This is a genomic window from Bacillus sp. AF62, assembly GCF_050312695.1.
Taxonomy (GTDB): domain Bacteria; phylum Bacillota; class Bacilli; order Bacillales; family Bacillaceae_G; genus Bacillus_A; species Bacillus_A cereus.
This window is the reverse complement of record NZ_JBNPJZ010000086.1, coordinates 1-14,869: the sequence shown is the minus strand read 5'-3', so window position 1 is coordinate 14,869 and position 14,869 is coordinate 1. Positions and strand designations below refer to the sequence as shown.

The following is a 14,869-nucleotide window of genomic DNA, read 5'->3' as shown; positions in this document are numbered from 1 at the left end:
TAATGGAAAAAGGAGTAAATGTAAAAGAATTCTTTTATGGGGAGAAAAAGAACATGTATAAAATATTAATTGTAGAAGACGATGAGAAAATTGCGGGAATATTAGAGGAGCATTTAGAAAGGTATGGCTATCAATCATTTAGAGCAAGTGATTTACGTCATATAAAAGATGAGTTTGTAAAAATAAATCCTCATCTTGTGTTACTTGATATTAATTTACCGTACTTTGACGGTTTTTATTGGTGTCGTCAAATTCGTACTGTATCGAATGCGCCGATTATTTTTGTTTCTGCAAGAACAGGGGAAATGGATCAAGTAATGGCGATTGAAAATGGCGGCGATGATTATATTACGAAGCCATTCCATTTAGATATCGTAATGGCAAAGGTGAAGAGTGCGCTTCGCCGTGGCTATGGAGAGTATGCCTCTGCTGCTGAGAGTGATTGTTTAGGTGTAAATGGACTGTTGTTATTCCCGTCCCAGCATATCGTTGAGTGGCAGGGACAACAAACTGAACTGACAAAAAATGAGTTTTACTTATTAGAGTGTTTAATGAAACAGGTGAATCAATATGTAACGCGTGAAGAACTGTTAGAAGCTCTATGGGATGAAGTAGCATTTGTGGATGATAATACATTAACCGTAAATGTAAAACGTGTAAGGAAGAAACTAGAAGAGCTAGGCATTAAAAATGCAATTGTAACGAAACGTGGATATGGTTATGCGCTTCTTACAGAGTGGGGCGAAGGGCATGAAGGTTAAAAATTACCTCATGGACCGTTTTTCTTTAATTCTTTCTTATATTGTTAGCCTTTGTTTATTTGGGCTTGTTTTGCAGTTGCAAAGTCTTTTAGAAAAGAAATCCATTGATTGGAGTACGTGGTTATATGGACTTTTATTAGGAACAGTTGTGTTTAATGTATACCTCATTTACGATTACCGAAAACGGAGTGTGTTTTTAAAGAGTATCAAAAAGTATGTTACTGGCGGAAATACATTACATGACTCTTTACTTATTGATGAATCTTATACATTAGAGCAAGAAATGGTCGTTGAATCTTTTACGTTATTAAGACAGCAATATATGAATGAAGTTCATAAACAGCATGCGAAAGAGCAACAGCAAATGATATTTATGAACCAATGGATTCACCAAATGAAAACACCAGTATCTGTTATTGAATTATTGTTGCAGAAGTTTGGCAAGGAGCATCGTGAGGCAAGAGCAACAGTTGAAAGTATTCGTGAAGAAAATAACCGTATACTAAATGGTTTAGATTTAGCGTTACATATGGCAAGGCTAGAGCAGTTTGCGAAGGATTATAAAGTAGAAGTAGTAAATGTTATAGATGTCGTGCGAGGTATTATTAATGAAAATCGAAAATCCTTCATTCAATCGTCTGTATTTCCGAAAGTGATGTTTGAAGAAGATACTTGTATGGTTGCATCTGATAGAAAATGGCTGAGTATTGCTATAGGTCAAATTGTTGTAAACGCAATCAAGTATACAAAAATTTCAGCGGCAGAGAAAAAAGAAATTCAATTTCAAATTGAAGAGAAAAATCAAAAGGTGCTATTACATATTAAGGACAATGGAATTGGTATTCCAGAGCAAGACGTAAAGCGCATATTTGATCCATTCTTTACGGGAATAAATGGACGTAAAACGAGAGAAGCGACTGGGATGGGCTTATATATTACGAAGGAAATTTGCGATAATTTACATCATGGAATATATGTTCAATCGACTGAAGGAGAAGGAACAACATTCACGTTCCAATTTGCAAAAGATGAAGAGTATCATACATTAATGAGAAAAATGACAAAACTGTAAGATAACAAAACGTTTTGTAAGGGAAATCACTCGTTTCTTTTTCTTATTTTTCTTATAGTAAATGTAAGAAGAAAACACATAGGGGGATTAGAAATGAGTGTTCTTGAAGTAAAAGGATTAACGAAGGTGTACCAATCAAAAGGTTCAGTAGCGACGACTGCTTTAAACGATATAAATTTTAAAATAGAAGAAGGCGAATTTGTAGGGATTATGGGTCCTTCAGGAAGCGGAAAAACGACGCTTTTAAATTTATTAGCAACAATTGATAAGCAAACTTCAGGTCATGTGCTTGTAAATGGTGAAGAAATTAATCAAATGCGTGCTGCAAAATTAGCGGAGTTTCGCCGTACACATTTAGGGTTCATTTTCCAAGATTTTAACTTACTTGATACGTTATCGATTAAAGAAAATATTATTTTACCGCTTGTAATGGCGAAGAAATCTGTAAATGAAATCGATGCGAAAGTGCTTGAGATTGCAAAGTTTTTAAATATTGAAGAAATATTAAATAAAAAAGTATACGAAGTATCAGGCGGACAACAACAACGTGCAGCAGCAGCAAGAGCAATTATTCATGAACCGACGTTAATTTTAGCAGATGAGCCAACTGGAAACTTAGATTCGAAGTCAGCGAAATCGCTAATGGGCGCTCTGCAAGATTTACACGAGCAAAAGAAAGTAACGATTGCAATGGTTACGCACGATCCAGTAGCGGCTAGTTATTGTGAACGTATCCTTTTCATACGCGATGGAGAAATTTTCTCGGAAATACATAAAGGAAGAACGAAACAAGCCTTTTTCCAAGAAATTCTGGACGTACTTGCGATGCTAGGAGGAGAGTATCATGAACTTTCGCCAGCTCGCGCTTAATAATGTAAAAGGAAATTGGCGTAACTATAAAGCGTTTCTTATAAGTAGTTGTTTATCGATTGTCGTATTTTTCATGTATGCTTCTTTTATTTATCATCCAGATGTCGTAAGCGGTAATATTAGTATGAGGAAGATGATCACAAAAGGATTAGAATCGATGAATTATATTGTGGTCATCTTCTCGGCACTCTTTATTTTATATGCAAATTCAACGTTTTTACGAGCAAGAAAAAAAGAGTTTGGTCTACTAACATTAATTGGCGGAACGAAATCGCAGCTCGGCCGAATGATTATATTAGAGCAACTGATGTTAGGTAGTATTGCAATTGTAGTTGGTATTGGGGCTGGAATGCTTTGTTCAAAATTATTTTTCCAAGCGTTAAGCGTATTATTGAAAATAGATAAGACACTTCCACTCGTTTGGAATAGTAAAGCAATTCTTATTACAGCTGGTGTATACTTTATTCTATTTTTAATCCTATCATTGTTTAGTGTTTGGACAGTCGGGCGCTTGCAAATTATTGATTTATTAAGAGAAGCAAGAAAGCAAAAAGTAGAGCCGTTTGCATTTACATGGTTATGTGTAGTTGGTATAGGATGTATTATTGCTGCGTATGTACTTAGCTTCCAAGTAACGTTTCTGAATTTCCTCATCCTCTTTTTACCGGTGGTAGGACTGACAATTGGCGGAACGTATTTACTATTTACACAAGGTAGTACAGTCGTATTAAAAGCATTGCAAAAACGAAAACAATCTTTTTATACGTACCCAAATATGTTCGTCCTTAGTAACCTTATTTATAAAATGAAAGATAATGCTCGTTTTCTATTTGTAATTTCTATTATTACGGCGGTTGTATCCTCGGCAGTTGGCACGCTTTACGTATATTTTGAAAATTTGAGTGCGAAAACGGTAGAACTTACACCACACGCTATTTCATATGAGGAAAAGGGGTTAAATACGCATAGCCTTATTAATGAAGAAAAGGTACAGGAGCTTGTGAAGAGGCATGGATTTGAAGATGCGCGAAAAGTAACCTACGTTAAACTACCGGCAACACAGAAAATAACGTTGTTTAATAGTGAACATGAAGTACCGATGACGATTATTTCAGAAAAAGAATATAATACGGAAGTGCGTAAACAAAAGAGAGAGCAACCTACAGAAGTTCATAATGCACCAGGCAGTGCAACGATGGTTATGGTCGATATGTCAAATGAACTGATGAAGATAGACCGCACGAAACCGTATGAATTTACAATTAACGGACAAAAGCAGTCTGTTCAATTAAATAATCCAACGCAGTATTCTGTTTTTAATGATAGTGAATATCTCGTTGTAAATGATCAAGATTTTGAGAAATATGCAAAACTAGTACCAGATGAAGAAAAGACGAAATATTACGGTTATTATATTGAGAATTGGAAAAGTACAGAAGATCTTGTATTAGATTTGAAAAATGAAATTGCACCAGAAAAGCAAGGAGAATTGAGAAATTCAGTGTTTGCGTATAAGGATATAAGAGAAGGTGGAGCAATTACAATGTTCATCGGTTTCTTCGTAGCGGTACTGTTCTTCTTCTTCGCTTGTAGTATGACATATTTTAAATGGTTTAACGATAAAGAACAAGATCGCATTCAATTTAAATCGTTAAAGAGAATCGGTATGACAGATAAAGAAATTCGCAAAATTGCGATTCGACAAATGGGAGTTATCTTCTTTATACCAATTTTAATCGGTTCAATTCATAGTGGATTTGCTCTTCATACGTTAGGGAAAATGCTTTATATTAATTTGTGGAAATCAGGTGCGCTTGTAATTGGAGCATACATTTTAGCTTCTGCCATTTACTTTATGATCGCGCAAAGAGGATATTTAAAACACGTAAAAAGCTAGGGGAACCTCTAGCTTTTTGCCTATGTAGTAAGTTACAGGAGGAAGATAGATGAACATTCGGCAACTAGCGCTGCAAAATATAAAAGGAAATTGGCGTAATTATAAAGTGTTTTTCTTAAGTAGTTGTTTTGCGATATTTGCATCTTTTGCATATATGTCTGTCATTGTACATCCGTATATGCAAGAGACGATGTGGTATCAAAACGTACGCTGGGGACTTATCATATGTAATGTTATAATTATTTCTTTTTTCGTCATATTTATTTTGTACTCTACTTCTATTTTCATAGAAGCACGTAAGAAAGAATTAGGGTTATATATGTTAATGGGAGCAACGAAGTCTAACGTAATAGGAGTAATTATGACCGAGCAAATATTAATTGGAATTTTTGCTAATATTTTCGGTATAGGGCTGGGCTTGATCTTTTTAAAGCTCTTCTTCATGGTGTTTAGTATGTTACTGGGGCTTCCGAAAGAACTCCCTGTTATATTTGACGTAAGTGCGATGGGTGTAACATTTATTACATATATGGTCGTTTTTATTCTGTTATCTTTTATAAGTGCTTTACGTATATGGAATATAAAAATCATTCGGTTATTGAAAGAATTTCGAACAGATAAAAAAGAGAAGAAAACATCAAAGTGGCTTTGTATATTCGGCTTTATTTGTTTAGGGATAGGATATGCGTTAGCGCTACAAGTGACGATGGCTACGATAGCAATATACTTTTTCCCTGTGTCTATACTTGTCTTTTTGGGAACGTATTTTTCTTTCGCGCATGGTGCTACCCAAGTGTTAGAAATGATAAAGCGAAATAAAAAGATTATGTATACATATCCATATTTATTTATAGTGAATCAATTGTCACATCGAATGAAGGAAAATGGTCGCTTTTTCTTTCTGATGTCTATGGCAACGACGTTTGTAGTTACGGCAACAGGTACGGTGTTCTTGTATTTTTCTAGCATGCAAGATATGTGGCGAACGGGAGGGGTACACTCGTTTTCGTACATAGAAAAAGGTATTTCTACTTATGAAGTCTTTGAAGAAGGTGCGGTTGAAAAATTACTGAATCAATATGGGTATGATGATTTTCAATATATGAGTTTTGTTGGAGTGTATGCATCCTTTCAGTCTAATAAAGGAGAAACAACAATAGCACCGCTTATAAAAGAAAGTGATTATAACCAAGAAGCGAGGAAACAAAAACAGAAAACATATCATCCTAAAAAAGATACAGTGACACTCGTTTATTATAATAAATACAATAATTCGAATGTATATAATCAAAAAGAGATTCAATTGCAAGTAATGAATCAACCATATCAATTCGTATTTAACGGTCAGAAAGAAGGGGTTCAATTTAACTATCACCCTTCGTACATTAATGGTCTGTTCTTCGTTATGAATGATGAAGACTTTGACAATATAGCAAATAAGGTTCCTGATTCTGAAAAGATGATATATAGAGGCTACACATTATCAAATATCGAAAAGACGAGGAAATTGAATGAAGATTTACGGAAACATATGAAACAAGATAATAATAATGCATTTCGAAGTAATATGGAGTTATATGTAAGTATGAAAGAAGGCGGCGATATTACTCTATTTGTGGGCTCGTTTATTAGTATATTATTCTTTCTTACTTCATGTAGTATCGTGTATTTTAAATGGTTCCATAATATTGCATCGGACCGAAAGCAGTATGGTGCACTCTCTAAACTTGGAATGACGAAGGAAGAAGTATGGAAAATTTCTCGTTGGCAATTATGTATGCTATTTTTTGCGCCAATTATAGTAGGGAGTATGCATAGTGCAGTTGCGTTATATACGTTTCATAATACTTTTTTTATGGATGGATCATTAAAAAAAGTAGGTTTGTTCATTCTGTTTTATATCGTAGCATGTATCATTTATTTCTTCTTCGCTCAAAGGGAATATAAGAAACATTTAGACTAGCAAATGCTAGTCTTTTTTTAATATTCGAAATTTACATAGAAGAATATAAAAAAGTATGGTATAACAGTAAGAAAACGAAAAAGAGGGGAAAAGACGATGATTCGAGTAGGATATTTAGGACCAGAAGCAACATTTACAAATATGGCGGTGAGTCGTTTTTTTCCGGAAGCAGATCATGTACCGTATCGAACGATTCCAGATTGTATAGATGCAGCTGCAAATGAAAATGTAGACTTCGCAGTCGTACCGTTAGAAAATGCAATAGAAGGTTCAGTGAATATAACGGTTGATTATCTTGTACATGAGCAGCCGCTTTCTATTGTAGGAGAAATTACAGTACCAATTCAGCAGCATTTACTTGTACATCCGCAGTATGCAGAAGTGTGGGATGAAGTATATGCGGTGCATTCTCATCCGCATGCCATTGCACAGTGCCATAAGTTTTTAAATGAAGAATTAAAAGGAGTAACTGTTCGAGATATGACATCCACAAGTGCCGCTGCGCAATATGTGAAAGAACATCCTGAAGAAAAAATTGCCGCTATTGCAAATGAAGCAGCTGCAGAAAAATACGGATTAACAATTGTAAGACGTAGTATTCATACGCATAAAAATAACCATACACGCTTCCTAGTACTCCATAAGAAAAAGAAAGCAATACTCCCGAATAACGGAGAAAACCGCGGAGAGAAAACGACGCTTATGATAACGTTACCTGCAGATTATGCAGGTGCCCTATATCAAGTGCTATCAGCTTTCGCATGGAGAAAATTAAACTTATCAAAAATCGAATCGCGTCCGATGAAAACAGGTCTTGGAAATTACTTTTTCTTAATCGATGTCGATAAAGCATACGATGACGTATTATTGCCAGGCGTAACGATGGAACTTGAAGCACTCGGTTTTTCTGTTACTGTGCTGGGGAGTTATTCTTCTTATTGGTTGTAAGATGTAGATGAAATATTTGTATTTGCCTAATCGTCCATATCATTTCATTGCCTAGTATATTTTTTGATAGATTAATAAAATCCCACCTGCAAAAGGTGGGATTCTTTATCCCGCTATTTGCCGGGCAGCCCGATTGGTGAGGGCTGATTAAAGTTTCACTTTATTTTAACTTCGCAAGACGATCTTCTAACTGACCACGCCAAATATCAGCTAGTTCTGGAACAGCAAGAATTTTTTCAATGCCATCTTTATCTTTTCTATTATGAAAATAAATTTCGTTAGAGAACAAAACAGAAACATTGCCGGGTTGACGTTCTAGTAATGTAATTTTAGAATCTTTACGTACAGTACCTTCTTGAAGAACACGGCATAGGTAGCCAGTAAATCCAGTTGCTACAATGCGCGGCAAAATGCCAGGGATGCCAAGACGTTTTGAAATTGTGCTACAAGGTACGCGAGCTTGCGTTACTTGAATGATTGCTTCGCCTAGTTGATATGTATCTCCGATGCATACGTCATGCTCTAACATATTTGTTACGGTAATGTTTTCACCAAATGTGGAAGCGGGAAGTGTAGTTTGAAATTCCTCTTCCCATAGTGCGTAATGCTCGTGTGGGTACACACAAACAGCACGATCAGGTCCCCCGTGATGTTTTAAATCCGCTACGTCATCACCACGAAATCCGTCTTTTGAGAGAAAGGCCTCTTCTGTAGGAGCTTTACATATACCTGTTATCATTTCTTTATCTTCGCCATATTTCATTTGTTTCGGTTTGCCAATGCTAAAGTGAACGAGTTCAATTCCCATATTTGATCTCCTTTACGATTGATTACAATATTATAGCATTAAAAAAGCACAGAGAATGATAAAAACTCTGTGCTTTACATTAATAAACGAGAAATCCTGCTTTATCCAGTGCCTCACAAGCAGCATCTAATTTTTCTTTAGAATCTGCCTCGATTGTATGTAAGTGAATACCATCTGTTAGTTGTGAAAGATAGGAAGCATTTGTGTTTTCGATTTTTTGTAAATATTGCTCTACATCAAAGCGATTGCTTACCATAATGGATGCTGTTAAGTCACCGTATACAGGATGCTCAACTTTTACGTCTTTAATCGTAACGCCATGGTCAACAAGCATTGTAAGTTCCTGACGTACTTCTGCTGGTTTATGTTGGCATACAATTACGCGTTCGAAAGTTTGTTGCTTCTCTTGTGGCTTTAAATATAAATAACCTTGAGCAGTCGCAATAATTGGTTCGTTTCGTGCTTTAAGCAAGGAAATATCTTGCACGATAACTTGTCTACTTACGTTCGTCTTTTTCGATAGTTCATTCCCAGATAACGGTTCATTTGCAGCAAGAAGCCACTGGAGGATAAGCTGTCGTCTTTCTTCACCTAAAATCTTTTTTTGTTCATTTTGTTTCATTATGATTTAACACCTCTATAAAATTGATTTCCAATTGTGTGTAGTGCATGAATAGTAGTATCAATTTGATCTTTCGTTGTTTGTTGTCCGAAAGAGAAGCGGACATATTGTTTGGCCTCTTCATACGTTTTTCCAATTGCAAGCATAGTTTTCGAAGGTTCTTGTTTACCGACTTGGCAAGCACTTCCGGTGGAAATGGCAATACCATGACGATTACATTCTAGCATAGTATATTGACCTTCTATTCCTTTTATTGTAACCCCAACAATATGTGGTAAACAAGAAGTAGAATGGCCTTCTACTTCAATTTCTAGCGGAAGTGTTTGTATTTGCTCTAAAAAGTAGGATCGTAACTCTTTAAAACGTAAACTTTCTTCCCATTGAGTTTTTAATATATTTTCAGCAGCTGTTAAAAAAGATGCGATGCCGGGAACATTTACTGTACCTGGGCGAAATCCTTTTTCGTGAGAAGTTCCTGGAAATACTTGTTCCCAGCGAGATTGCGGATTTATGTAGCAAGCGCCGACACCTTTTGGTCCGTATATTTTATGTGCTGAAACAGAAAGACTATCAATCCCCATCTCAAAAACATGGATAGGCAGTTTACCAAACGTTTGCACACAATCCGTATGAAATAAAACATTATATTTTTTTAAAAGTGCCCCGATTTTTGTAATGTTTTGAACGGTTCCGATTTCAGAGTTTCCATGCTGTATACTTGCTAGCACAGTATCTTCTGTAATAGCTGCCTCTAAATCTACTAAACAAATGAGTCCGCTTTTATCAACAGGAATTTCAGTGATCGTATAGCCTTTTGATTTTAGAGATTGAAAATAACTTCGAATGGATGCATGTTCCATAGGTGTCGTAATAATATGCTTCTTATTTCGGGCATTTAGAAGTGATTGAATTGCAAGATAGTTCGATTCCGATCCACCGCTTGTGAAAAATACTCCTTGTTCTTTGCCTCCAATCATTTCCGCAAATGTTTTTCGGCAAACTTGTAATAAAGAAGAAGCCGTTCCTCCAATATCATGTAAACTTTGTTCATTTCCGAAGTATTGCGAAGCTGCTTTCATATATGTTTGTAACGCTTCCTCGCTCATAGGTGTAGTAGCTGCATAGTCAAGATATATCATCATGTAAGTTCCTCTCTCTAGTAAGAGTTACATTTCTTTTACTTTTTAAATGGTAGTGAAAATAAGAATTATAAAAAAACTCTTGTCATTATTTTAAAACTATGTAAATATAGGTGTCAAGACAGTTGAAAAGTGTAAAGTAGGAGGCAACAATTATGCCAAGTGCAGATGTCTTAATTATTGGAAGTGGCGTTGCGGCACTTCGTGTTGCAAAAGAGATTTGTCACGAAAAGAATGTGATTATTATCACAAAGGAGACGAAACGTAGTAATAATACACATTTAGCTCAAGGTGGAATTGCCGCAGCGGTAGCTACATATGACAATCCTAATGATCATTTTGAAGATACGTTAGTAGCAGGGTGTCATTATAACAATGAAGAAGTGGTCCGTTATTTAGTCGAGGAAGGACCGAAAGAAATTAATAACCTTATTGAAAGAGGAATGAAATTTGATGGAGATGAAACAGGTCCTCATCTTGGAAAAGAAGGAGCGCATCGAAAACGTCGTATTTTACATGCAGGTGGCGATGCAACAGGAAAGAATTTATTAGAGCATCTTATTCAAGAAGTAGCTCCATACGTTACGGTAGTGGAACAGGAAATGGTGCTCGATTTTATTATAGAAAAAGATAAATGTGTTGGGGTTTTAACTCGCAACAATAAAGGAGAACTGAAACGTTACAATGCAGATTATACGGTGTTAGCTTCAGGCGGTATTGGCGGTTTATACGCCTTTACTTCTAATGATGAGACAATTACAGGTGATGGACTTGCAATGGTGTACCGTGCAGGCGGAGAGCTTGTAGATTTAGAGTTTATACAATTTCATCCGACGATGTTATACGCGGGTGGGCGTTGTTCCGGCCTCGTGTCCGAAGCTGTTCGCGGAGAAGGAGCTGTCCTTATAAATGGCAAAGGGCAGCGTTTTATGATGGATATACATTACGAACAGGATTTAGCGCCTCGTGATGTAGTCGCAAGGGCTATTCATGAACAGCTACTTGCGGGTGAAAAAGTGTACTTAAACATCGAAATGATTCAAAACTTTGAACAACGCTTTCCGACCGTGTCATCGATATGTAAAACGAATGGAGTCGATATAAATAAAAACCTTATTCCAGTCGTGCCCGGTACTCATTTTCACATGGGTGGCGTGAAAACGAACTGTGATGGAGAGACGTCTATTCCGAACCTATACGCAGTCGGGGAAGTAGCTTGTAATGGGGTTCATGGTGCAAATAGATTAGCGAGTAATTCATTATTAGAAGGTCTTGTGTTTGGAGGAAGAATCGGAAGACACATTTTATCTAGAGAGACAAAAGAAAAGGTGAACATGCTAGCTGAAAAAGAAGCAAAGTTTATCGTTCTGAATCATTTACCGACGAAAGAAGAAATACAAAAATGCATGATGAAATATGTTGGGATTGTGCGAACAGAGCAAAGTTTATCTTATGCGAAGAGATGGCTTAGTAAGTATGGTGTTCGAAATATGATATTACAACATGATGTTCTTACGAATGAAGAGATAACGCTTATTAATATGTTAACAGTTTGTGAGCTTATAGTTGTTTCAGCCCTGCAAAGAGAAGAAAGTATTGGCGGGCATTACCGAAGTGATTATCCAGATAAAAATATAGGAAAGAAATTGTTCGAGTAAAGAGAAAACTACAACTTGTGTGATGAGGGGAAGAGGGGCTTTATGAACACGATAAAAGTTAAAGAAGCATTAAATCGATTTTTTTTAGAAGATATAGGAGAAAGAGATGTAACATCTCAGCTTATTTTTCCAGATAACTTACTTTCGAAAGGAACGTTTCTTGCGAAGGATACAGGGGTCTTTGCAGGACGTTTAGTAATTGAATCAGGATTTAAATTAATTGATGAGAGAATTGAAGTAGAGCTTCATAAAAAAGATGGGGATCTTGTAGAAAAAGGCGAAATCATTGCAACTGTGCAAGGGCCAATTGCATCGTTATTAACAGCAGAGCGCGTTATATTAAACGTTATTCAGCGTATGAGCGGAATAGCGACGATGACGCGTAAAGCGGTTCTTGCTTTAGATAGTAGCCATACTCGCATTTGTGATACGCGAAAAACGATGCCAGGACTACGTATGTTTGATAAGCATGCAGTCGTGTGTGGTGGTGGATTTAATCATCGCTTCGGTTTATATGATGGTGTCATGATTAAAGACAATCATATTGTGTTTGCTGGTTCTATTACAAAAGTTGTTACATCAGTGAAAGAAAAGTTAGGACATATGGTGAAAGTAGAAGTAGAAACAGAAACTGAGGAACAGGTGAGAGAGGCTGTTGCTGCTGGTGCGGATATTATTATGTTCGATAATCGTACGCCAGATGAAATCCGGGAGTTTTCGAAAATTGTACCAAGCGCTATCGTTACAGAAGCTTCAGGGGGCATCACAATTGAAGATTTATCGAAATACGGAAAAACAGGGGTAGATTATATTTCACTTGGAGCGTTAACACATTCAGTGAAAGCACTTGATATTAGTTTCAATATTGAAGGGTAAGGAAAGTGGCTTAGAGGGGGAGAAACGTATATGAGTATTTTAGAACAAGTACAGCCAATTGAAACGATGTTACCAGAGCGTTATTACACGATGTCAACGGAAGATATGGAAAAGCGTGTTCGTGAAATTAAAGAGAAGATGGGGAAAATGTTATTCATTCCAGGGCATCATTATCAAAAAGATGAAGTGGTACAATTTTCAGATGCAGCAGGGGATTCACTTCAGCTTGCGCAAGTTGCAGCGAGCAATAAAGACGCAAAATATATTGTGTTTTGCGGGGTGCACTTTATGGCGGAAACAGCAGATATGTTAACGACAGATGATCAAGTTGTCATCTTACCAGATATACGTGCAGGTTGTTCGATGGCGGATATGGCAGATATTGAACAGACAGAAAGAGCGTGGAAAGAGTTAAAGAAATTATTTGGAGATACGATGATTCCGTTAACATATGTGAACTCTACAGCTGCAATTAAAGCGTTTTGTGGTCGTAACGGAGGAGCAACAGTAACTTCTTCTAATGCAAAGCAAATGGTATCTTGGGCGTTTACTCAAAAAGAGCGTCTCGTCTTTTTACCAGACCAACATTTAGGGAGAAATACAGCGTACGATTTAGGTATCCCGTTAGATAAAATGGCAGTATGGGACCCACACACAGATTCATTAGAGTACGATGGGGATATAGAAGAAATTCAAGTGATTTTATGGAAAGGGCATTGTTCTGTTCATCAAAATTTTACAGTGAAGAACATTGAGAGCGTACGAAAAAATCATCCTGATATGAATATTATTGTACACCCAGAATGTTGCTATGAAGTTGTAGCTGCTTCAGATTATGCAGGCTCAACGAAATATATTATTGATATGATTGAATCGGCGCCATCTGGTAGCAAATGGGCGATTGGTACAGAAATGAATTTAGTGAACCGAATTATTCAGCAACATCCAGATAAAGAAATTGTTTCACTTAATCCATTTATGTGTCCATGCTTAACGATGAACCGAATTGATTTGCCTCACTTATTATGGGTACTTGAAACGATAGAAAGAGGAGAAGAAATTAACGTTATTAGCGTAGATAAACAAGTAACGGCAGAAGCGGTTCTTGCATTAAATCGTATGTTAGAGCGTGTGTAAAGCAACGGTATTCCCGTTGCTTTTTTTCATACATATAATCATAACAAGAACAAAATGGGCATACATTGTTTTGAAGAAATCATTGTGGTTCTTTATGCTTATTCCACTTCGAATGATATTGAAAATCGAAGAAGTGATAAAAGTGAAAAGAAGTTAATGTTATTTAGAAAGAGTTACTTCATGAGATTTGTTACTTATAGATAAGTTATACAGGAGGGGGAAAATTTGAAAATTCATATCGTGCAAAAAGGGGATACCCTTTGGAAAATTGCGAAAAAGTACGGAGTGGATTTTGATACGTTGAAAAAAACAAATACACAACTTAGTAATCCAGATTTAATCATGCCAGGTATGAAAATTAAAGTGCCATCCAAGAGTGTTCACATGAAACAACAGGCTGGAGCAGGTTCAGCGCCTCCAAAGCAATACGTAAAAGAAGTGCAACAAAAAGAATTTGCAGCAACACCAACTCCACTTGGAATAGAAGATGAAGAAGAAGTTACGTATCAATCAGCACCAATTACACAGCAGCCAGCTATGCAACAAACACAAAAAGAAGTGCAAGTAAAACCGCAGAAGGAAATGCAGGTAAAGCCGCAAAAAGAAGTACAGGTGAAACCGCAAAAAGAGGTGCAAAAAGAACAGCCAATTCAAAAAGAGAAACCAGTTGAAAAACCGTCTGTTATTCAAAAACCACCTGTGATAGAAAAACAAAAACCGGCGGAAAAAGAAAACACGAAGTTTTCGGTAAATGTATTACCGCAACCGCCACAACCACCAATAAAACCGAAAAAAGAATATAAAATTTCGGATGTAATAAAAAAAGGCAGCGAGTTAATTGCTCCTCAAATTAGTAAAATGAAACCTAACAATATCATTTCTCCGCAAACGAAAAAAAATAATATAGTATCGCCGCAAGTGAAGAAAGAGAATGTAGGGAATATAATATCGCCACAAGTGAAGAAAGAAAATGTAGGAAATATAGTATCGCCGCAAGTGAAGAAAGAAAATGTAGGAAATATAGTATCGCCGCAAGTGAAGAAAGAAAATGTAGGGAATATAGTGTCACCGCAAGTGAAAAAAGAAAATGTAGGGAATATAGTGTCACCGCAAGTGAA

Annotated in this window: 11 protein-coding genes and 2 pseudogenes; 10 read left to right on the top strand and 3 right to left on the bottom strand. The window is 36.4% G+C overall.

Annotated features, from left to right (window positions below; genetic code table 11):
- Nucleotides 1-53 precede the first annotated feature (53 nt).
- From ACQRBL_RS22110 to pheA, 6 genes are all read left to right on the top strand, one after another.
- Nucleotides 54-761: a response regulator transcription factor gene (locus ACQRBL_RS22110; RefSeq protein WP_002082113.1), complete on the top strand. Its 708-nt coding sequence runs from the start codon at nt 54-56 to the stop codon at nt 759-761.
- Nucleotides 751-1,833, top strand: a complete 1,083-nt coding sequence (locus ACQRBL_RS22105) for a HAMP domain-containing histidine kinase (RefSeq protein WP_277508152.1) — start codon at nt 751-753, stop codon at nt 1,831-1,833. The genes ACQRBL_RS22110 and ACQRBL_RS22105 overlap by 11 nt, the downstream gene beginning before the upstream one ends.
- A gap of 93 nt (nt 1,834-1,926) precedes the next feature.
- Nucleotides 1,927-2,703, top strand: a complete 777-nt coding sequence (locus ACQRBL_RS22100; protein WP_000114529.1) for an ABC transporter ATP-binding protein — start codon at nt 1,927-1,929, stop codon at nt 2,701-2,703.
- On the top strand, nt 2,678-4,600 hold the full coding sequence (locus tag ACQRBL_RS22095) for an ABC transporter permease (protein WP_001011417.1): 1,923 nt from the start codon (nt 2,678-2,680) through the stop codon (nt 4,598-4,600). Before ACQRBL_RS22100 ends, ACQRBL_RS22095 begins: the two co-directional genes overlap by 26 nt.
- A 49-nt stretch (nt 4,601-4,649) precedes the next feature.
- Complete coding sequence (locus tag ACQRBL_RS22090; RefSeq protein WP_411995657.1) at nt 4,650-6,563, top strand: ABC transporter permease; 1,914 nt, start codon at nt 4,650-4,652, stop codon at nt 6,561-6,563.
- Between the two features lie 96 nt (nt 6,564-6,659).
- Nucleotides 6,660-7,511 (top strand): prephenate dehydratase, encoded by an 852-nt coding sequence (gene pheA, locus ACQRBL_RS22085; protein WP_000621693.1) that lies wholly within the window; start codon nt 6,660-6,662, stop codon nt 7,509-7,511.
- 160 nt (nt 7,512-7,671) lie between these two features.
- Here pheA and ACQRBL_RS22080 read toward each other — a convergent pair whose 3' ends face one another.
- The 3 genes from ACQRBL_RS22080 to ACQRBL_RS22070 form a co-directional block, all read right to left on the bottom strand.
- Complete coding sequence (locus ACQRBL_RS22080) at nt 7,672-8,319, bottom strand: MOSC domain-containing protein (protein ID WP_063548684.1); 648 nt, start codon at nt 8,317-8,319, stop codon at nt 7,672-7,674.
- Nucleotides 8,320-8,398: 79 nt separating this feature from the next.
- A complete protein-coding gene (locus ACQRBL_RS22075; RefSeq protein ID WP_000812275.1) occupies nt 8,399-8,941 on the bottom strand; it encodes a transcription repressor NadR in 543 nt (180 codons plus the stop codon).
- Nucleotides 8,941-10,083 carry an IscS subfamily cysteine desulfurase gene (locus ACQRBL_RS22070; protein WP_000973780.1) on the bottom strand — a complete coding sequence of 381 codons (1,143 nt, stop codon included), beginning with the start codon at nt 10,081-10,083 and terminating at the stop codon, nt 8,941-8,943. The genes ACQRBL_RS22075 and ACQRBL_RS22070 overlap by 1 nt, the downstream gene beginning before the upstream one ends.
- Nucleotides 10,084-10,235: 152 nt before the next feature.
- Here ACQRBL_RS22070 and nadB point away from each other — a divergent pair.
- The 4 genes and pseudogenes from nadB to exsA all read left to right on the top strand — a co-directional run.
- Nucleotides 10,236-11,761: pseudogene (nadB, locus tag ACQRBL_RS22065) on the top strand (L-aspartate oxidase).
- A 19-nt stretch (nt 11,762-11,780) separates the two neighbouring features.
- The gene (gene nadC / locus ACQRBL_RS22060; RefSeq protein ID WP_411995656.1) at nt 11,781-12,614 is read left to right on the top strand and encodes a carboxylating nicotinate-nucleotide diphosphorylase; all 834 of its coding nucleotides are present in this window, start codon (nt 11,781-11,783) and stop codon (nt 12,612-12,614) included.
- 30 nt (nt 12,615-12,644) lie between these two features.
- Nucleotides 12,645-13,751 carry a quinolinate synthase NadA gene (gene nadA, locus ACQRBL_RS22055; protein WP_000025334.1) on the top strand — a complete coding sequence of 369 codons (1,107 nt, stop codon included), beginning with the start codon at nt 12,645-12,647 and terminating at the stop codon, nt 13,749-13,751.
- Between the two features lie 225 nt (nt 13,752-13,976).
- A pseudogene (gene exsA, locus ACQRBL_RS22050) lies at nt 13,977-14,869 on the top strand (spore coat assembly protein ExsA); the annotation flags it as partial.